The sequence below is a fragment of the Mesorhizobium sp. WSM2561 genome, assembly GCF_000513915.1.
GTDB lineage: Bacteria > Pseudomonadota > Alphaproteobacteria > Rhizobiales > Rhizobiaceae > Mesorhizobium > Mesorhizobium muleiense.
Genome location: NZ_AZUX01000026.1, coordinates 35,970 through 55,602 on the forward strand (window position 1 = coordinate 35,970; position 19,633 = coordinate 55,602).

Sequence of the window (19,633 nt, forward strand, 5' to 3'; positions counted from 1 at the left end):
ATCACCATGGATGACGTCATCATCATAGGCGGCAGCTTTGCCGGTCTCGCTGGCGCCCTGCAGCTCGGCCGTGCCCGCCGCAAGGTCATCGTTCTCGATACCGGCCTGCCGCGCAACCGCTTCGCCGGCCACTCGCATGGCCTGCTCGGCCACGATCACAAGCCGCCGCTGGACATCCTGGCCGAGGCGCGGCAGCAGCTGGCGCGTTATCCCACGATCAGGCTGGTCAATGCCCGGGCCGACAGCGTCTCCGGCGCCGTCGACGATTTCTCCGTCCTCACCGGCGATGGCGCAAGCCTTGGGGCGCGCCGCCTGATCCTGAGCTATGGCGTCGCCGACCAGATGCCAGATGTTCCGGGCTTTGCCGAAGGCTGGGGCACGTCCATCGTGCCCTGCCCCTATTGCGACGGCTTTGAAGTCGCCGGCCAGCATTGGGGCCTCGTCTGGTCCGGCCCGCAGTCGCACAATCAGGTCAGGCTGTTCCACGATTGGACCGACAGGTTGACGCTCTTCGCCGATGGTCACGACATTCCGCCCGATATCCGGGCCGATCTGGCGCGTCGCAACATACCTGTCGTCGAGGGCCGGATCACCGAGATCGACCGTCACGGGGGCCATAGCGCCACCGTCAAGCTCGATACCGGCCCCGATGTCGCGGTCGACATCCTGTTCGCGCATCCGCGCAACAAGCCGTCCGCAAGCCTGCATGAATCACTGGGTCTCGCCACGGTCGATACGCCCCTCGGCATCGCCCTCAAGGTCGACGAGCGCCGCGAAACCAGCATGCCCGGCATCTACGCCGCCGGCGACCTCGCCAATCCCCTCATGCCCTCGGTCACCACGGCATCATGGCAAGGCGCGATGGCGGGTATCTTCGCCCAGCAGTCGATGCTGGTTTGAGAACACAGATTGGAGATGAGCATGGCCGTCGAACCGGACAGCGCGGGTGTGCGCTTCCCTCCGCCCTTCGTCTATCTGGGAGCGCTGCTGTTGGGGCTGGCGGCGGAGCGGTTCGTCACCCTGCGCTCTTTCGGCATCGACTGGCGGTTGCTGGTCGCGACGGGCGCGCTGCTGTTCGTTGCCGGCGCGGCGATGATGCTTGCGGCGGCGGGGCTGTTCCGGCGGCTGGGCACCAACGTTCCGCCGTCGCAGCCAACGACCCTCATCGCAACGACCGGTCCTTATCGGTGGACCCGCAATCCCATGTATCTCGGCATGGCGCTTATCTATGCCGGCCTTGCGATCGGCTTCGACGGGCCGATCGCCTTCGCCTTGCTCCCGTTGGTGCTGATCGCGATCCAGACGCAGGTGATCGCCCGCGAGGAGCGCTATCTCGAAGCGAAGTTCGGCGACGACTACCGCCGCTACAAGGCCGAGGTTCGCCGCTGGCTCTGACTATTCCGCCGCCGCCGCCTGCGGGCCCGCGAGACTAGCATTCCCGGCATCTATGCCGTGGGCGACCTCGCCAACCCTATGATGCCCTCTATCACCCTGGCATCATCGCACGGCGCGACGGCAGGTATCTCCGCCCAGCAAGTCGATGTTGGTTTGAGAGCACAGATTCCCTTCTCCGGTGGCCGCGGGCCATCCTGAAGGTTGCGGCCTGTGTCACGGAAAACCGACCGGCCGGCTGAACTCACAGTTCCACTGGCCCCCCAACTACGCGAGCCGTCAAACGTCCGCTCTTTGTGTCGACTGATAAAAAAGCTGTCAGTCTGCTTCCCACCATCTTGCGACGTCATCGCCATGCAGCGGCAGTGATCGGTTCAGGGTCATAACCGGCCGTCCCGAAGTGCGAAAATCGACCGTTTTCCGTACACCCGGTGAACGTTGACTAAACTACGCCATGGACCCCTTTTTGGTGTCCGGCAAATATGTAAGGTAATCTATTGTGCGGATAACGCTCTTCGCTTAGAATACCGCACATGCTGATAGGATACGCACGGGTTTCAACGATTGATCAGAACCTTGATCTGCAACGCGATGCACTGACGAGGGAAGGCTGCACCAAGATTTTCGAAGAGAAGAAGTCCGGCCGAGCCGGCACAAAGCGTCCAGAGTTCGATGCCGCCCTCGCCTACCTTCGACCGGAAGACGTTCTGGTGGTTTGGAAGCTCGACCGTCTTGGCCGATCGCTCGTAGAGATGATGCGTACGATCGACACGCTTCGGCGCCAAGAAATCAAATTCCTGAGTCTGACTGAGCATTTCGACAGTGAGACCGCGCATGGTCGGTTCGCATTGCAGATGCATGGCGCAATGGCCGAATATTTCCTCGACCTGAATCGGGAGCGCACGATTGAGGGCCTAAAGTCGGCCCTCGCCCGAGGTCGCAAGGGCGGGCGAAGGAAGAAGCTCAACGACGGAGATGTCGAGGCCGCCAGCGCTCTGCTCAAGGCTGGCACAATTCCAGTCGCCGAGGTCGCCAAGCGGATGGGAGTTTCTCGAACGACGTTTTATTCCTACTTCCCGTCCGCACGCTCGAGACAAGGATAAGGGCGGCCTCGCCTAGGCTAGCGACCAACGCCTGACCGGGCGGCGACCGAGTAGCTTTTTATCGGAAGCCTCATCGATCATAGCAGCCTTGTCGGTCACCGATTTGAATGCGCCGATAATCAGATCTGACAGGGGGCATCGGGATAGTAGCGGATCGGCCGCATGCTTCCCGAATTTGTAGTGTCACGGAGGGATGCACGAGCTGAGCGCCCGACAACGACTTCGGTGCTTGACATCCGACCGCCTTCCTTGAGGACGCACCCTCGCCCGCCGTTGCAGACGCAACCGGGCGCAAACCCTGGCGGAAGCAGGGATCAGGTCACGTCGTCTCGAATGGAGAATGCGATGTCATTTTAATCGCTGGCGCTTGCGAAGGTCAACTCATTCGTCGAAAAGCTTCCGACCGAGGAACCCGATCAGCGAGAGCCTTCGCTCCGGCTTTGGTGGATCCCAATCCGGTCCGACCTCCTCGGCCAACATGCACATTGACCCTGCCCAGCCTGCAAGCTTGGCTGTCCATTCAGGCGTCATGCGGCTGTCGAATGCCCATCCCTCGAACACGTCGGCCAAGTGTATCATATGACGATAGCCGAGCTCCTCGCGCAGGTCCTCCGACCAGCGTTGCTCCGCGGCTTGATCGAATATACATGCGAGTCCTTCAGCCGAGGACTTCGACTGGTTCCTGCGCTCCTCCATAGCGTTCAACGCGAGCAGGTTCTTCGCCGCGCGGCGAAGCTCTATCCTTTTCTCCGAGCTCAGTCCTTCAGCCGTTTCAGCGCGGCCCTCGAGCGTTCGAGCCAGTGCAATCCTTTGCTGAGGAGTCAGACGGGGCATTGGTTTTAGCTTTTGAGAGTTCGAGTTTACCTTAGTGGTCTAGATTGCCGGATTAGCTTAAAATTGAACTCGCGCTTTGGATCACCGTTAATCGGTGCGGGAGAGCCGTACAGCATTCTCAGCAGGGTCAATCGACCATACCGCGGCCATTGCCGCCCATGCCAATAAGCTGCTTACGACGGAGAAAGCCGACATGGACGATGTGTCGGCGATCAGGGGCGAAATGCAAACGATCGCCAACCAGACGGCCATCGACTTCCCGAAGCAGGCCCAATAGCTTAGCCAAAACGTTCTGCGCTCATCAGCTTTCATGGTCGACGCCCCACCAGTGCGGATCGGCTGCGTGACCTAGGGGGCCGTTTTTCCCCGCCGAGATACAGGTCCGGGGACCCCAAGGTCCGAGCAAAAATCCAATTTTTGGATAATACAAATTTCGGATTACCGCAACGTCGAAGCGAAAAATGCTCGACGAGCGAATGGCCAAGACCCTGCATTCAAAGCGCCATCGGCGACTTGCTGAGCTGCTGACCGAAAGGAGAAAGCAGGCAGGTTTGACTCAGGCGGCTGTCGCCAGAGCACTGGGGCGTCATCAGCCATTTATTGCCAATATTGAGAACGGCGATCGTCGTCTGGACGTCGTAGAATTTCTCGTCCTTGCCGAGATAATCGGCTTTGACCCTTATGAGGTCATGCGCGAGATCGCGTCGATCAAACCAGAGTAGCGATGGCGAACTGCCGCTCATCGCCGTCGCGATAAAACCTGCAACTTCTGGCATGACCCGGCCAGAGTACGCAGGCCCGCCTGCTCCAAAGCACGTCCCTTGTCATAAAGCCGTTCGAACGTGGCTCGGTGCATTCCGCGTGGCTTGTCCGGAAAAGGTAGCATCATGTTGGCGGATCCGCCTAGCCGTTGGCGCAATTTTCGAGCCTTCGATAGAGCCCGAAAACGTGGGTCTTCATACTGGGAACGATAGCCGAGGTTCAAACACAATCGGCAACGGAATCTCTCGCCAGCGTAGAGCACCGCGCACCGTCGATCGCAGCAAGGACACCTGAACCAACGGCGCTCGCCGCCGAAAGGTTGTTCCGTGGTTTCAAGCGGGATGATCTCGTGCACGCGCCGCAACTCCGGGGCGAATTCGCGGCGGTAGTAGGTAAGCTCCAGGAACTGTCCATCCATAAAAATTTCGATCGAACTGCAAGGTCGGCCGCCGACGTCCCATACCAAACTACCGCGGCGCCCCGTCTCGAGCAGGCCGTACGTGCGCAGGACCGAAACGCGGAGATCCAAATCGGTCCTCGCACCTTTGTCGGCCTCCGTCTCGCCACCTATTTCCGGATCCTGCGCCGCCCATTGTCGCCTTCGATTTCCAGCAATAATGTGGGAACTCGGAGCAAATCTTAGCCCCAGAGACATTAAAAACCGTGACAAGGAGGCCGATGGTGTAGCTCGTTTCAGAAGGATTTTGCCTGCCTGCGCTATGGATATTTGCTCTGCAGTGCCTTCTCCAGTCTGCCTGCGCACAAGGCAGAGATCGAAGAGCCCTTCGTACCGGCAGAAGGATCGCAGAAGGGCCTGCAGACCACATTCCAGTTAGATCCAGGCAAATGCAGGCGTGCTCGCGAGCGTTCAGGCAATTGTTGAGGGCCGAAGCAGACTATGCAAATTGTGTTCAGACTTTTCGAGGAGGTGGTCGGCGCCAGCTAGGCTGCGGTGCTTGACCTGTTTTGTGGTCGGCTAGTGCAGACACTTCCCTTGCTTTCTCGGGTGGTATCACGTGCCTGTCACTCGGTTCAGATCGGTTCAGTGGGCGCACTACCCCCTTTGCAGGGGGCAATGCGCTTTCAGTCGTTCTGTCACTTCGGACGAGTCGGACGAGAGACGCAGCATGTCTCCAGATTCCAGGTGTTGAGGCTATGCCAAATTGCCTGGGCGGATCGGGGTCAGCCGGTCGATCCTACTGATGCTACCTTACTGGCGGCGCGGTGCGCGCGGACATACAAACGCGCACCACGGTGTTTTTCACACTTCCGTGGGATGGTTGTTTTGCCCAGCGGCCCGTGGGCGGTCATGTTCCCGCTTCGTGGCCTGTCGGAGGGCTGTAGTTCAGGTGCACTAGGTCGACGGCACCCATTCGAATTGGTTGAACCGGGTTACTTGCGCGATGCCTAGTTGGACAAAATGCACCCCAAGCGCCAAGCCGATGCCAGCCCGCGCCTTCGCATGGAGTTTGGGTTCACCAGCAACGGCGGCCGTACCAAGATCGAAGGCCGAGGCGCAACCGCGCTCCATCAGAAATTTCCTTGCTTGAAATTCGCGCAAATCACGGCGTCTCACGCAGCATCCTTTTCCAAGACAGCGGCGCGTCCGCGCCATTGTTTCATCGTTTGCCGGATCAGTTTGGTGAAATGTTCCCTAGCCGGATTTCTGGTCACAGTGACCTCGCCCAGATCAGGTTCGCCTCGCGGATTGCCTCGCAGGCCTCTTGCGCGGTGAGCCCAAAGCGACCCCGCAAGAGCGGGACGGCTGGCTTGCCACGCTGGCGGCGCGGTGTTGTGGCGAGCCATGTCGCGGCCTCGTCGATCGCCGCGCTGGTCTCGTGGCATAGGCCGGTGGTGCCGCCGATGGGGAGGTTGGTCATGCGGCGTCCCCCTCGTTGTTGACGTCGAGGTCTTCCTCTTCGACGTACATCTCCGATATCTGGCGGGTGACCTCGATCTGCATCAAGGCCAGCGCGCGCATCACTCTGACACGGCTTCGATATTGGTCAGTCCGCCGTGGTAGGCAGAGCTTTTGCCGAGAGCTGGTATCAGGACGTCGGCGCCAGGCCTCAACGCCTCGAAGAGACCATCCAGTATATGCTTCGCGGCGTCCGCCGTGCGCCTGTGGTTGCACTGGTCGCCTTCTGGGTGCGATCCCAGAATGCAGGCAGGCGGGGCCACCGTTGTTGTCGTTGGCGTTCATGCGGCTTTCGTGGCACGAGCCCGCTCCCAGGCCACGATGTCGGCTTCCAGGAAGTAGCGCCGACGGTTGACGGTCATAGGCTTGGGAAACGCCAGCGCGTGATCGGCCAGCCAGCGCCATAGGGTCATGTCTGTGATGTGATAGCGGGCCAGCACTTGCTTGGCCGTGAGGTAGGAATTTTCCATAAGTTAGGCCCTGTTTTGCTACAGTGCCTAACTATCTATTGACCATTCATGCCTTCGTCACCGTGGACTTTCCCAGTCAGAGGGAGGCACCTCGGAGTCCACATTGAACTCAGCCCGTCCCTCTTTTCGCCTGCGACCGTCATCGGCATGAATGGCTGGCCGTATATGGTCGGCAATCAATTGGAGGACAGTTTTAGACGCTGGTCGCTGGTCGCCTAGGGCTATGGAAAGGCAATAGTCCACGAAGCGGAGCAGAGGATTGGTTGGGTTCGGATCGCGGCGTGGCAATCCGAGATTGTCGTCAACCACGTCGTGCCACACTTGGCAGAAATCGAAAATCATCTCCTGCAAATTCGCCGGCAGACGAGATGTCGTCTCCGGCGGCCGGCTCCAATGGTGCTTCCACCGAGCCTTGTCCCACGCCATAAGGTCACCAAGCTCGGCATCGATCTGGCACCGGACGTCCCACAGGCTGCGCACCGTCCAGTTATTTTCGCGATCGAAATGCCCATAGGGTTCCGGATCGTCCGAGTTCGGCCCTTCGCCTTGTAGCCAAGCGTAGGCGCCTGCTTCATCGGTGAATGGGGCAAATTCGTCATCGTGAAAGGACCACGCCTTCACCAGCACCGCCGCCAGCGCCCGGTCGACATGCTCTAGGACACGGGATAACCGCGAACTCTCCTCGTCGTAAAATTCCTGCCATCCATCGAGGAAACGGTCGAGAGCCAGAGTAACTAGCTCGACCAGGTGGTCCTGTGCTTGGGGGTCCAGATGCCGAACGAAAGTCGTGTGCGAGAGGAGCTTGAACCGGTCTAGAACCGCGCTCATTTTGCCAGCTTCATCTGGACGACGTTGGTGGCCTTCTTCTTGTCGACGAGTGTCATCACGAACGCCGCCCAAGCGTCCAGCGCTGCTCGCTTCTCATCGGCATAGTCGTGCACCTGGTAGATGCCGGCGATGCCGCGGAACGATCCCGACTTGTGGTTCAGAACCTTCTCGGTGACCTCCATTTTGATGCCGATGCGCTGCATGCCAGCGGCCGCGGTGCGGCGTATGTCGTGCAGCGTCCAATCGGTTATCTCGACCTCTGCCTCGGCCGCACAGGCAGCCATGAGCTTGTCGATGCGTTGTTTCATCCTGGAAAAGCCGCTGACGGGGTGCTCGCCGTCCGTTGTGAAGACGTAGCCAGCCTTCCCTTTGACCTTGGGCACGGCCTTGAGAACCACGAGCGCCTGCTTGGAGAGCGGAACTACATGGGGCTCGCCGTTCTTCGATCGCGCTGCCGGGATGACCCATTCGCGGGCGTCGAGGTCGACCTCTGACCAGGTCATCTCGGCGACCTCCGAGCGCCGCTGGCCGGTGAGGATCAGCAGCTGCAGGAGGTAGCCGAACGGCCCTCGCCCCGTCTCATCGTAGGCTTTGCTCGCCTGCCACAGCCACTTCAACTCGTCGTCGCTCGAGCCTGGCACTTCCTTGCGCCGGATCAGGACACGGTTGCGGCTGTCGTTCTCTTCGGACGGCGCCTGAAGATCGGCCATCGGTGAGGCGTCGAGGATGTCTTTGCCGACGGTCCAGTTGAAGAATTTGCGGAGCTCGGCGAATGTCCTGTTGGCACCGATCGGCGCCGTCGTGGCGAGCGTTTCAAGATGCTCCCGGATGTCTCGGCGGGTGATTTCGTGGATGCGCTTTGATCCCCACAGGCCAGCGGCGCGCTCGGCGTTGGTTTTCCACTCCTCTCCGTCCTGCCGCATGCCGAGAAGCCGCGCCTTCTCCGGATAATTCCGGCGTTTGGAGGCGTACTCTTTGAGGTAGCGGGTAACGACGCTCAGAAATTGATCGCGGTCGGGGTCGGTCTTCGGCGCACGCTTGGCGGCTTGCTTCTCTGCACCGGGATCCTCGCCCCTTCTGACCCGCTCCAGGATGTTCGCGGCCTCTTGGCGCATGCGGCTCAACTCAGCGCCAGCCGCGTCCACATCATCACCAAAGAGGGAATTGCCGAGCGTCACCTTCTTAGGTGCGCCTGCCGCGCGATACCGCACCGCCCACGACTTCCGGCCGGTGGGCTGGATGACGAAGTAGAGCCCACTCAAGATACCGTCGGGAATCTCACGCCGCTTGTCGTCCGGCTTGAGCTTCAGGAGTGATGCTGCGGTGAGCGCCCTTGCCATCTCGTCCCCCTTGGGTAACATTGGGGTAACGGATGTGACGTGTTATGTCCCGTTACCCAATGATGGCAACATATGCCAACACGGCGCGCAAATAAAGGCAACGCAAGGGCTTCAAGCAGAAAGATGTTCGGTTTTGTGGAGTCTCGTTAGGGCTGGTGACAGGTTTTGTAAACCGAAGGTCGGCGGTTCGATTCCGTCCGGGGGCACCAGCAAACAAAAGCTTCTTATGGGGCCTCCCCACGGGCGCGCGAAATCTGCTCGTCCCCGATTTCCACAGGCCGGGGCCGTAGCACGTCAGCTTCAACGCTTATATTCCCTGAGCAGAGACCAAAGGTATTCCGTAATGGAACCACAGGTATTCCGTAGTGGAAAAAATAGGAGTCGCCGTTGGAGCAGAAACGCACGATCGCACCGTTTATCGGCGGCATGTATGGTGGTCTTGCTGCCCTCGCGTTGGCGTTCGGTTTCCGCTTCCTGATGATTCCCGATCCCGATCCGACCTCGCAGGCAACGATAGCCTTTTCGGGATTGGCCTTTTCGATCTGTTTCAGCCTGGCCTTCCTTCGCGAGCATCGACGCCAGATCGCTGCCGTCAGAGAATTTCTAAGCCGCCCAAGATCGTATCAGGACTAATCCCCCGCGCTTCGCGAAGCAAAGCGCCCATGCCTCCGGTCCGGGGCATCAGAACCAATGGATGCAACAGGGATGCGGACCGGCCGGCATCTCCCGCTCCCGGCCATTAATGCCATTCGATTAAAATGCCCCTGTGTATATTAGCAATCGCTCAATTTCGCGCGCTGACAATGTCCGGGCGGTGGGCTGAACAACGGGTGGTGTCATGCGAAGCGACTTCGCTGCAGCGCGCGAGCTCTTGGAGTGCGCCCAAAACCGGCTCTGCGGCATGGATGAAACGAGCCAGCGCGTCAGCGAGGCACTGGACTTGCTGATTGAAGAAATAGCCATCGCCGAATTCCGTAAGGCGCCCTTGACCGTCGTGCCGTTTCCACGTGCGCGGCCACCCAGGCATGCTCGGTAGAACACCGCCGATGTAGTCGACAGCGGAAGTGCTCCCACCAGCGGAATTGAACCTGCGCGATTGCGGCTTAGCGGCGTCCGGGCCACCAGAAATCCCATCGGGAGCCCTTCACACCGCGATCGCCGCCACCAGAATCCGGTTCTGCCTTCGTATAGCGGCGCGCAGTTCGGCAATCCTCGCCCCGTCGCGCTTCACGAATTCAATGAACATCATGTTCATGTTGTTGAACACCAGTTCGCCGAGCGCCTGCCCGTCGATATCGCGGCGAACCAGGCCGATCGCCTGCAGCCGGGCGATCAGCGCGCGGATCTGTTCGGTCAGCGCCCGGTCGAGCGCCGTGTAAGCCTGGCCGAACGGGCTGTCGGGCAGTTGTGTCGAGATTGCCATCGCCTGCCGCCACATCTCCTTGCTGAGATAATGCAGCGAATGCTCGATATAGATGCCGAGCAGCGTATCGAGCGCATCGCCGACATTGGCCGGCGGGTTGGCGACGACGCCCTGCCCGGCATTGAGCACCTCGTTGACCTCCATCGAGACGATGGCGCCGAGGATGTCGCCCTTGTTCTGGTAATAGTTGTAGATCGTGCCGACCGAGACTTCCGCCTGCGCCGCGATCGTCTCGATCTTGGCGCCTTCATAGCCGGTGTCGCGAAAAAGCGCCGCCGCCGCCTCGATGATGCGGCGATGCCGATCCGCCTTTTGCCTTGCCCGCAATCCGCTCATATCGGCTATCTGCCATAAAAACAGAATTGACTCAATTTTAGAATTGGTTCAATTTTTTGCCAGAAGCCAGAAAGGCAAGGGAGAACACTCGATGACCATCAATCAAAACACCCCGAACCCAACGACCAGGAAGCCGCTTTCCGTTCTGAAGAGGTATCTTCACGCCGCGTGTGCAGCGACAGCATTGTTGCTGGCGACGGGCAGCCTCACTCAGGCCGCTGATCTCAACGCTCTGATCTGGTGCGATCACGCCGACCCGGCGCTGCTGGCGCCTTTCGAGGAGGCCAATGGCGTCAAGGTCAATGTCAAGGAGTTCGAGGGCACCGGCGCCGGCATGGCCATTGTCGAGCAGTCGCAGCCCGGCGACTGGGACGTGATGGTGATCGACAGCATCGACATACCGCGCGGCGTCGAAAAGGGCCTGTTCGAGCCGCTGCCGGAAGACAAGCTGCCGCTGGCCGACCTCTTTCCCCAGGTGAAGATGGACAGCTCCACCGTGGTCGACGGCAAGCGCTACGGCATCACCGAAAAATTCGGCTACAACACCATCGGCTACAACAAGACCAAGGTCGATCCGGCCGACATGCAGTCGCTGGCCGCGCTGACCGGCGACAAATACAAGGGCAAGATCGCCATTTACGACTATTACCTGCCGGTCATCGGCATGGCGGCGCTGGCGATCGGCAAGAAGACCGCCGAGCTCACCGAAGCCGACCTTCCGGCCATCAAGGAAGAGCTGCTCAAGATGAAGGCCAATGCCAAGCTGGTCGGCGAAGTGACCGCCAGCCAGACCGCGCTGGCGACCGGCGAGGTCGACATTCTCGTCGGGGGCGGCGAATGGGTGACGGCCGGGCTGGCCAAGGAGAACCCTGCCCTCGACTTCTCGATTCCCAGAGAAGGTGCTGTGCTGTGGTCGCAGTCGCTGGCCATGTTCAAGGATTCCAAAAACAAGGACACGGCGCTAAAATTCATCCAGTACATCATGAGCCCTGAAGGCCAGGCGCGGCTTGCCACCTCTGCCTGCTATTGGGGCATGCCGGCGAATACCAAGGCGGCTCTGACCGATGAGCAGAAGAAGATCCTGCGCTTCGACGAGCAGCCGGATTTCCTCGCCCGCGCCCAGCCCTACCCGGCGCCGGATGCCGATCTCGACAAGAAGATGCAGGACGTCTGGACCGAAATGCTGCAGGCGCAGTGACCGGTCGCCGGTCGTGAACTCTGCCACGAACAGCGGGCGTGCCCTGCCCCGGGCGGGCTGCGCCCTGCCTCGGGCGGGCCGTGCCCTGCCCTGGGCGCTGGTCACGCCGGCGCTCGGCTGGACGCTGCTGTTCTTCGTGCTGCCGTTCGTCGCCATGGGGTTTTCCAGCCTGACGGCGCATGACGGCGGCGGCTTTACGCTCGGCAACTACAGCCAGTTCTTCACCAATCCGGCCTATTGGCAGGCGATGGTGAACTCGCTGCAGGTCACCGTGATCGTCACAGTGATTTCGGTGCTGCTCGCCTACCCCTTCGCCTGGATCCTGGCCGAACAGGTGCCGGAACGCTGGCAGCGGCTGGCGCTGATGCTGGCGGTGCTGCCGTTCTGGACCTCCTATGTCGTGCGCTCCTTTTCCTGGCTGCTGGTGCTGGCGCAGAACGGCGTAATCAATCGCGCGCTGACCGGCTCCGGCCTGTTCAGCGAGCCGCTGCAACTCGCCAACACGCGGCTGGCCACGGTCATCGGCTTCGTGCATTTCTTCGTCATGCTTTTGACGCTGACGATCTTCGCCAATCTGAAGCAGCTCAGCCCGAGCTACCGCAAGGCAGCCGCCGATCTCGGCGCCGGGCCGGTGCGCACGTTCCTGCATGTCGTCCTGCCGCTGACTTTGCCCGGCATCATGGTCGGCGCCTTCCTCACCTTCGTGCTGTGCATCGGCGACTACATCACGCCGCAGATCCTCGGCGGCAACAACGAGCTTTTGATGCCGCAGCTGGTGATGATGCAGATCGGCCGGCGCGGCGACTTTCCGCTCGCCTCGGCACTGTCAATCATCCTGATGGCGGTCGTCACCATTGCCTATCTCGCCTGCGCCCGCTGGCTCAAGATCGAGCGGGCCTGACCGTGCGCGCCGTTGTCCGCATCGTCTCCTGGTTTTACGCCATCGCCATCTTTGGCTTCATCTTCCTGCCGGTGGTCGTGCTGGTGCTGTTTTCGCTGCAGGCGACGTCGTTTCCGATCCCGCCCTTCACCGGGCCGTCGCTGCGCTGGTACGACGCCGTGCTCGCCGACACGCGGCTGACCTCGGCGCTGGTCAATTCGCTTCTAGTCGCGGCCCTCTCCTCGGCTGCTGCCGTCACGCTCGGTTTCCTCTCAGCCTGGGGTTTTGCGCGTTTCGTCCTGCCGGGGTCGGCCCTGCTGCGCGGGCTGATCACGCTGCCGCTGACCGTGAGCTATCTCATCATCGGCATGGGGCTGCTGGTGCTGTTCAACTGGGCCGGCATACCGAAGTCGCTGCTTGCTGCCGGCATCGGCCATGTGGTGATCAACCTGCCGCTCTGCTTTGCCATCATCTACAGCCAGATGGGCGACCACCAGATCAACATCGAGCGTGCCGCGCGCGACCTCGGTGCGCCCGAATGGAAGGTGCTGCTGCTGATCACGGTGCCTGTCATGGCGCCGGCGATCTTTGCCGGTTTCTTCCTGTCGATGACCTTCTCCTGGGACGAATTCGTGATCTCGTTCCTGCTGACGCGCTTCGACACGACGCTGCCGGTGGAGATCTGGAACCTGCTGCGCTCGGGCCTCAATCCCAAGACCAACGCCGTCGGCTCGCTGGTCTTCGCCGTCTCCATCGTGCTGGTGGTGTTTTTTGAACTGATGCTGTTGCGGAGGAAGCCGGCATGACCGCGCCACTGGTCGATGTCCGCGCTGTCTCGCATCGCTTCGGCCAGCACACCGTGCTGAGGAACGTGTCGCTGCAAATCGAGCCGGGCAGCTACACCATCCTGCTCGGCCCGTCGGGCTCCGGCAAGACGACGCTTTTATCCATTCTCGGCGGCTTCGTCACGCCGAGCCAAGGCAAGGTGCTGATCCGCGGCGAGGACTGCACCGCGGTGCCGCCGGCGAAGCGCCCGACGACGACGGTGTTCCAGAACTATGCGCTGTTTCCGCACATGAGCGTCGGCAGCAATGTCGGCTTCGGCCTGCGCATGCAAGGCGTCGATGCCGCTACACGGACCGCCCGGGCGCGCGAGGCGCTGGCGCTGGTCGGGCTGGCCACCGCCTTCGACAAGAAGCCGCACCAGCTTTCCGGCGGCCAGCGGCAGCGCGTCGCGCTGGCCCGCGCCCTTGTCGTCGAGCCTGCGGTGCTGCTGCTCGACGAACCGCTCGGCGCGCTCGACCTAAAATTGCGCCGGCAGATGCAGGACGAGTTGAAAGCGATCCAGAAACGCGTCGGCACCGCCTTCATCCATGTCACCCACGACCAGGAAGAGGCGATGGCCCTTGCCGACCATTGCGTGGTGATGAATGACGGGCGCATCGAGGACGAAGGTCCGCCGGAGCGCGTCTATGCGCGGCCGGCGACGCGCTTTTCCGCAACCTTCATGGGCGAAAGCACGCTGATATCGGGGACGGTGACGGCGGCGAAGGACGGAACAATCACTGTCGCGACGCAGGTCGGACCGCTTTCGCTGCCCGGTACAGTGCCTGCTGGCGCTTCTGTCGCCCTCGCCGTCCGTCCGGAGCACCTTGTCCTCGGCGCGACAGGCGGCGCGGTAAGGCTCGGCACGGCCAAGGTGAGCGACGTGGTGTTTCAGGGCAGCTTCAAGCGCGTGCTGGCTGTCTCCGAGAAAGACCCGGCGCTGCACTTCATCGCCAGGGTTCCCGCAGCAACGGTCGTCCAGCCGGGCGACTTCTCTGCGGTTTCGTGCGAGGCTGGCGATGTCATCCTTCTGGCGGGCTGAGCCATGGGCACGCTTCCGGTTGTCGACGCTGCGAATTGGTATGAAGCCGTCCGTATGGGCGATGGCGTGACGCTGATCCACGAGCCGTGGATCAAGCCGTTCTTCCGCTGCAACATCTGGCATGTGCGCGGCCGCGATCGCGATCTTCTGTTCGACACCGGCCTCGGCCATTTCAGCCTGCGGCGCCACGTCCCGCTGGTGACGGAGCGAAAACTCGTTTGCGTGGCCAGCCACACGCATTTCGATCATATCGGCTGCCATCACGAATTCCCGGACCGCTGCGTGCATGCGGCCGAAGCAGAAATCCTCGCTGATCCGCGCAATGAATGGACGGTCGCCGACCGCTACGCGACCGACGCCATGTTCGACGGAATGCCGCTGGGCTGGGATGCCACGCGCTACCGGATCCAGCCGGCGCCGGCCGATCGTCTGCTCGGAGAGGGTGATTTCGTCGATCTCGGCGACCGTGCCTTCGAGGTGATCCACACGCCGGGCCATTCACCCGGCGGCATCGCGCTCTACGAGAGGAAGACCGGTATCCTGCTTTCCGGCGACATCGTCTATGACGGCCCGCTGATCGACGATGTCTATCATTCCGCTGTCGACGACTATGTCGAGACGCTGCTGCGGATGCGCGAGCTCGATGTTACGGTCGTGCATGGCGGGCACTTCCCGAGCTTCGGCAAGGTGCGCTACCGCCAGCTTATCGACGAGTATCTCGCACTAAAGCGGCAGGCCGGCTGCCATCTGCTGCAGGCGCGCTAAGCACCGGCCTGTGGATCGCGGGAAATGCCTGGCGAATTCACAACGCCCGTTGCGGGCACGGCGTGCCGGCGGCATCGCCGCAGCGTGAAGCCGTTGGTTGGGGTCTCAAACTCGTCTGTTCCGACTGGCGCACCAGTTGGGCAAAGGCAAGAGCAAAACTTCCCAGCATCAAGACGATGACAATCAGGCGTGTTACCGGCAATAAATCGGTCCGACTAGCTGGCCCCCACGCCGCCCATCCACTGCCGGCTAACATGGTCGATCCGGCTTTACGAGAGTTTAATTCCCGTCTTAACCATCACATTCGCTTGTCACTCGACACGATGCGCGAGCAGCAGGCCGGCGGCTGCTCCCGGCGCTGTGTCAAGCGGCGCCAGATGTCTTGCTTTGCAGATCTGCCCGCCCATGCTAACCCGGCGCTGGCGCGGCCCAAGCAACCGGTCGCCACCGACCGGTCGCCATCAACACTCGCCATTGGGGAGCCATGAACAAAGCCGCCAGCCGCTTCGCCTTCGTCTCGTCCGACACCGCCGACGCCAAGGCGGCGCTGGAGAGCCTTTCGGCGCGCTATGGCCAGGCACCCATCGAGGATGCAGAGATCATCGTCGCCCTCGGCGGCGACGGCTTCCTGTTGCAGACCTTGCGCGACACGATGAGCACGGGGAAAAAAGTCTACGGCATGAACCGTGGCACCATCGGTTTCCTGATGAACGAATATCGCGCCAGCGGTTTGACCGGGCGCATCGCTGCGGCCGTTGCCGAAACGATCCGTCCACTGGAGATGCAGGCGGTCACGGCTGAGGGCGAAACAATATCGGCGTTGGCGATCAACGAGGTTGCGCTGTGGCGCCAGTCCTACCAGACGGCCAAGATCCGTATCACCGTGGACGGGCAAGTGCGGCTGGAGGAATTGAACTGCGACGGTGTGATGGTCGCGACGCCGGCCGGCTCGACCGCCTACAACCTCTCCGCGCACGGACCGATCCTGCCGCTCGACGCGCCGCTGCTGGCGCTGACCCCGGTCAGTCCGTTCCGCCCGCGCCGCTGGCGCGGCGCGCTGCTCTCCAACAAGGCGACCGTTCGTTTCGACATCCTGGAGCCGGAAAAGCGGCCGGTGAACGCCGCCGCCGACCACACCGAGGTGAAGGCCGTAACCTCGGTTACGGTGCAGGAATCGCCAACGGTAACGGCGACGCTGCTGTTCGATCCGAGCCACTCGTGGAACGAGCGCATTCTCGCCGAACAGTTCCGCTATTGAGCCGGCGCAGCGACAGCAGTTCGATTAAGCATCGCGATTAAGGTTACGACTTCACAATCGTGCCGTCCCCCGCCTGTTTGTGTTGACAAATCGTGGGCTTGCGCCTACCTGCAATACCAATCTTGCAGGCGCGTGGCGCTTGCCGCGACCGCTTGCGTTGCGCCCCCGAACCAGCCAAAGACAGCCAAACTTGTCCTCAGACACCCAGATCGCTCAAGACGTGTTGACCTTCGCAGACCTCGGCCTGTCGCCGAAGGTCCTTTCCGCAGTTACCGACGCCGGTTACACAGAACCGACACCGATCCAGTCCGGCGCCATTCCGCACGCCTTGCTCGGCAAGGATATTTTGGGCATCGCCCAGACCGGCACCGGCAAGACGGCCTCGTTCGTGCTGCCGATGCTGACCCGCCTCGAAAAAGGCCGGGCGCGCGCCCGCATGCCGCGCACGCTGATCCTCGAGCCAACGCGCGAGCTTGCCGCGCAGGTTGAAGAGAACTTCATCAGATACGGCAAGAACCACAAGCTCAACATCGCGCTGCTGATCGGCGGCGTGTCCTTCGACGAGCAGGACAAGAAGCTGGAGCGCGGCGCCGACGTGCTGATCGCGACGCCAGGCCGCCTGCTCGACCATCGCGAGCGCGGAAAGCTTCTGCTCAACGGCGTCGAGATCCTGGTCATCGATGAGGCCGACCGCATGCTCGACATGGGCTTCATTCCCGACATCGAGCGCATCTGCGAGATGATCCCGTTCACCAGGCAGACGCTGTTCTTCTCGGCGACGATGCCGCCTGAGATCACCAAGCTCACCGAGAAATTCCTGCACGCGCCGGTGCGCGTCGAGGTTTCGAAGGCCGCGTCCGCCGCGACCAACATCATCCAGCGGCTGGTGAAATCCGGCTCGAAACCCTGGGACAAGCGCGAGACGCTGCGCAATCTGATAAAGGCCGAGGATGCGGAGCTGAAGAACGCCATCATCTTCTGCAACCGCAAGATCGAGGTCTCGGAGCTTTTCCGCTCGCTGCTGAAACATGATTTCGACGCCGGCGCGCTGCATGGCGACATGGACCAGCGCGCGCGCATGCAGATGCTGGCCAATTTCCGTGACGGCAAACTGCGCTACCTCGTTGCGTCGGACGTCGCGGCGCGCGGCCTCGACATCCCCGATGTCAGCCACGTCTTCAATTACGACGTGCCGATCCATGCCGAGGACTATGTCCACCGCATCGGCCGCACCGGCCGCGCCGGCCGCTCGGGCAAATCCTTCACCATCGCCACCAAGTCCGACACCAAATACATCGATGCGATCGAACGGCTGATCGGCAACAAGATCGAGTGGCATGACGGCGATCTGTCGACGGTCGTCGCCAGCGAGAGCGGAGAGGACGATGCTCCCCGCCGTGGCCGCGGCGCCCCGCGCCGCGCCGGCCGCAAGGACGATGGCAAGGAGAGGGGCGAACGCAGACCACGCGAACGCCACGCCAAGCAAAGCGAAGCTGCAGCACCGGATGCGGCGCGCGAGGAACAGCCGGTGGCGGCCGAGACCGCGGTCGCCGATGCCGGTGAGCGGCGCGCGCGCAAGGAAGCGATCCGCTCGGAAAACACCGAGCGCCAAGCTTCCCCCGAACGCCAAGCTTCACCCGAACGCCAATCTTCCCCCGAACGGAAGACTTCGCCCGATCGCCATCGCAACGAACAGCGCGCGCCGGAACGTGGCGACACCAGGCCGCAGCGCGACGGCAATCGCCCGGCCCGCCATCGCCAGGAAGACAACGATGGGACCGTCGGATTCGGTGACGACATGCCCGCGTTCATGCGCATCGTCGGCAAGGGCTAACAGCAGAAATTGGGCTGATCACATCACAGCAAGGACCAGCAAAAACGGCCCTTGCGGGGCCGTTTTCATGTGCAAAGCCGTCTTCTTGTTGGTCTTGCTCAGGTGAGCGGCGAGAGCTGGATCTCGACGCGGCGGTTCTGGGCGCGGCCGGCGGCCGACGCGTTGGAGGCGATCGGACGCGTCTTGCCGAAGCCGGTGACGGCGAAGCGGCGGGTATCGACGCCCTGCCCGGACAGATAATTGGCGACCGCCAGCGCGCGGCGCTGCGACAGGTCGAAATTGTGTTCGTCGCCACCGGTCGAGTCGGTGTGGCCGAACACGTCGACGGTGGTCTGGCGGAACTTGTTCAGCACAAGCGCGACCGAATTCAGCACTTGATAGAAGCCGGGCTTCACCGCGTCCTGGTCGACGTTGAAGGTGATGTCGGAGGGCATGTTGAGGATGATCTGGTCGCCGCTGCGGGTGACGCTGACGCCGGAACCCTGAAGCTGCCGGCGCAGTTCGGCCTCGTTCTGGTCCATCGTGGCGCCGATGGCGCCGCCAGCGAGAGCGCCGACGCCAGCGCCGATCAGCGCATTGCGGCGATCGTTGCCGCCGGCGAGCAGGCCGAGCCCCGCACCCGCCAGCGCGCCGATGCCGGCGCCGGCCGCAGTGTTGGAGACTTTCTGTTGTCCGGTATACGGATCGGTTGTGGTGCAGGCACTCACGAGCACAGCCGTCGCCACGGCGACGAGCACAGTCTTTTTCATCAGGTAGTCCCTCTCCAGTCCGCGGTCCCACCAGTGGCGCGCCGCATCCCTTGTGCGTCCAAGTGGACGCACGTCGCTCTATGCTTGTAACATGAAATGCGGCGAAAAATGGAACGGGAAAAGCGGCTGGCTGTGGCTTTTCCCGGTCAATTCAACCGCCGCTATTTTGCGCAATTCCGATCGGCCGGCAGAGACTGTCGGCTACCAGAGATTCTTGCCGTCGATGACGACGACCTCGACCTGATCGAGGTCGAAATCGTCGAACAGGCGCGAATTCACGCTGATTTTCGGATTGTCGAAATCCGGCTTGCCGGTCGACCAGTCCGGCGTTTCGGTGAAGGTGCCGCAGCCGCAGGTGGCGCAGAAACCATGTTTTACCGTTTTCGAGCCCCATCGATAGAAAGAAACATTCTTGAGCGGGCTGGTGAGCTTGAATTGCGACGGGACGTAATAGGCCCACAACGAGCCGCGTTTCGAGCAGAAGGAGCAGGTGCATTGCGTCACGGTTAGCGGCGCTTCCGAAACCTCGAACGTCGTCGCCCTGCAGTGGCAGCTTGCCTTTATGGTCATAACGCCTCCCTCGCGATTGCTTCCCGCCAGCGCGGTAAGGCAACATAAAGAGGCGCTGTTGACAACCGTCTGTCGGCAGACTCGGCGTGCCTGCGTCGGACGCGTG

The 19,633-nt window shown here is 61.8% G+C and carries 21 protein-coding genes; 12 read left to right on the forward strand and 9 right to left on the reverse strand.

Features of this window, described 5'->3' with window-relative positions; all coding sequences use genetic code 11:
- Positions 1 to 6: 6 nt before the first annotated feature.
- The 3 genes from M727_RS0121755 (at position 7) to M727_RS0121765 (ending at position 2,495) form a co-directional block, all read left to right on the forward strand.
- Positions 7 to 900, forward strand: a complete 894-nt coding sequence (locus tag M727_RS0121755; protein ID WP_027154428.1) for an NAD(P)/FAD-dependent oxidoreductase — start codon at positions 7 to 9, stop codon at positions 898 to 900.
- Positions 901 to 921: 21 nt separating this feature from the next.
- Positions 922 to 1,395 carry an isoprenylcysteine carboxylmethyltransferase family protein gene (locus tag M727_RS0121760; RefSeq protein ID WP_027154429.1) on the forward strand — a complete coding sequence of 158 codons (474 nt, stop codon included), beginning with the start codon at positions 922 to 924 and terminating at the stop codon, positions 1,393 to 1,395.
- A gap of 530 nt (positions 1,396 to 1,925) precedes the next feature.
- Positions 1,926 to 2,495: a recombinase family protein gene (locus tag M727_RS0121765; protein WP_027154430.1), complete on the forward strand. Its 570-nt coding sequence runs from the start codon at positions 1,926 to 1,928 to the stop codon at positions 2,493 to 2,495.
- Positions 2,496 to 2,876: 381 nt separating this feature from the next.
- Here M727_RS0121765 and M727_RS0121770 read toward each other — a convergent pair whose 3' ends face one another.
- A complete protein-coding gene (locus tag M727_RS0121770; protein WP_027154431.1) occupies positions 2,877 to 3,329 on the reverse strand; it encodes a hypothetical protein in 453 nt (150 codons plus the stop codon).
- A 476-nt stretch (positions 3,330 to 3,805) separates the two neighbouring features.
- Between M727_RS0121770 and M727_RS40280 the strand changes: the two genes are divergently transcribed.
- Entirely contained in the window at positions 3,806 to 4,051 is a 246-nt protein-coding gene (locus M727_RS40280) for a helix-turn-helix transcriptional regulator (protein ID WP_084646835.1), read from the forward strand.
- Positions 4,052 to 5,445: 1,394 nt separating this feature from the next.
- Here the strand turns inward: M727_RS40280 and M727_RS41675 are convergent.
- From M727_RS41675 to M727_RS0121815, 5 genes are all read right to left on the reverse strand, one after another.
- Positions 5,446 to 5,667, reverse strand: a complete 222-nt coding sequence (locus M727_RS41675) for a hypothetical protein (RefSeq protein ID WP_156941587.1) — start codon at positions 5,665 to 5,667, stop codon at positions 5,446 to 5,448.
- A gap of 94 nt (positions 5,668 to 5,761) precedes the next feature.
- A complete protein-coding gene (locus tag M727_RS37035) occupies positions 5,762 to 5,971 on the reverse strand; it encodes a hypothetical protein (RefSeq protein WP_036262968.1) in 210 nt (69 codons plus the stop codon).
- Between the two features lie 319 nt (positions 5,972 to 6,290).
- The gene (locus tag M727_RS0121805) at positions 6,291 to 6,479 is read right to left on the reverse strand and encodes a helix-turn-helix domain-containing protein (protein ID WP_027154434.1); all 189 of its coding nucleotides are present in this window, start codon (positions 6,477 to 6,479) and stop codon (positions 6,291 to 6,293) included.
- Positions 6,480 to 6,536: 57 nt separating this feature from the next.
- Positions 6,537 to 7,307, reverse strand: coding sequence for a hypothetical protein (locus tag M727_RS0121810; RefSeq protein WP_027154435.1), 771 nt, complete (start codon positions 7,305 to 7,307; stop codon positions 6,537 to 6,539).
- Entirely contained in the window at positions 7,304 to 8,647 is a 1,344-nt protein-coding gene (locus tag M727_RS0121815) for a site-specific integrase (protein WP_027154436.1), read from the reverse strand. Before M727_RS0121815 ends, M727_RS0121810 begins: the two co-directional genes overlap by 4 nt.
- A 387-nt stretch (positions 8,648 to 9,034) precedes the next feature.
- Here M727_RS0121815 and M727_RS0121820 point away from each other — a divergent pair, with 387 nt between their 5' ends.
- Positions 9,035 to 9,280, forward strand: a complete 246-nt coding sequence (locus M727_RS0121820; protein WP_027154437.1) for a hypothetical protein — start codon at positions 9,035 to 9,037, stop codon at positions 9,278 to 9,280.
- A 511-nt stretch (positions 9,281 to 9,791) separates the two neighbouring features.
- Here M727_RS0121820 and M727_RS0121830 read toward each other — a convergent pair.
- A complete protein-coding gene (locus tag M727_RS0121830; protein WP_027154438.1) occupies positions 9,792 to 10,406 on the reverse strand; it encodes a TetR/AcrR family transcriptional regulator in 615 nt (204 codons plus the stop codon).
- 91 nt (positions 10,407 to 10,497) lie between these two features.
- Between M727_RS0121830 and M727_RS0121835 the strand changes: the two genes are divergently transcribed.
- The 7 genes from M727_RS0121835 (at position 10,498) to M727_RS0121870 (ending at position 18,208) form a co-directional block, all read left to right on the forward strand.
- The gene (locus tag M727_RS0121835; RefSeq protein ID WP_051505680.1) at positions 10,498 to 11,604 is read left to right on the forward strand and encodes a spermidine/putrescine ABC transporter substrate-binding protein; all 1,107 of its coding nucleotides are present in this window, start codon (positions 10,498 to 10,500) and stop codon (positions 11,602 to 11,604) included.
- A gap of 13 nt (positions 11,605 to 11,617) precedes the next feature.
- Entirely contained in the window at positions 11,618 to 12,505 is an 888-nt protein-coding gene (locus M727_RS0121840; protein WP_084646832.1) for an ABC transporter permease, read from the forward strand.
- A gap of 2 nt (positions 12,506 to 12,507) precedes the next feature.
- Positions 12,508 to 13,290, forward strand: coding sequence for an ABC transporter permease (locus tag M727_RS0121845; RefSeq protein ID WP_027154441.1), 783 nt, complete (start codon positions 12,508 to 12,510; stop codon positions 13,288 to 13,290).
- Positions 13,287 to 14,351 carry an ABC transporter ATP-binding protein gene (locus M727_RS0121850; protein ID WP_027154442.1) on the forward strand — a complete coding sequence of 355 codons (1,065 nt, stop codon included), beginning with the start codon at positions 13,287 to 13,289 and terminating at the stop codon, positions 14,349 to 14,351. Before M727_RS0121845 ends, M727_RS0121850 begins: the two co-directional genes overlap by 4 nt.
- A 3-nt stretch (positions 14,352 to 14,354) precedes the next feature.
- Positions 14,355 to 15,116: an MBL fold metallo-hydrolase gene (locus M727_RS0121855; RefSeq protein ID WP_027154443.1), complete on the forward strand. Its 762-nt coding sequence runs from the start codon at positions 14,355 to 14,357 to the stop codon at positions 15,114 to 15,116.
- Between the two features lie 484 nt (positions 15,117 to 15,600).
- Positions 15,601 to 16,374, forward strand: a complete 774-nt coding sequence (locus M727_RS0121865) for an NAD kinase (protein ID WP_027154444.1) — start codon at positions 15,601 to 15,603, stop codon at positions 16,372 to 16,374.
- Positions 16,375 to 16,564: 190 nt separating this feature from the next.
- Entirely contained in the window at positions 16,565 to 18,208 is a 1,644-nt protein-coding gene (locus M727_RS0121870; RefSeq protein ID WP_027154445.1) for a DEAD/DEAH box helicase, read from the forward strand.
- 98 nt (positions 18,209 to 18,306) lie between these two features.
- On the opposite strand, the gene M727_RS0121875 is transcribed toward M727_RS0121870, so the two are convergent.
- Both M727_RS0121875 and M727_RS0121880 read right to left on the reverse strand, forming a co-directional pair.
- Complete coding sequence (locus M727_RS0121875; RefSeq protein ID WP_031254560.1) at positions 18,307 to 18,957, reverse strand: OmpA family protein; 651 nt, start codon at positions 18,955 to 18,957, stop codon at positions 18,307 to 18,309.
- A gap of 201 nt (positions 18,958 to 19,158) precedes the next feature.
- Positions 19,159 to 19,527, reverse strand: coding sequence for a GFA family protein (locus M727_RS0121880; RefSeq protein ID WP_027154446.1), 369 nt, complete (start codon positions 19,525 to 19,527; stop codon positions 19,159 to 19,161).
- Positions 19,528 to 19,633 lie beyond the last annotated feature (106 nt).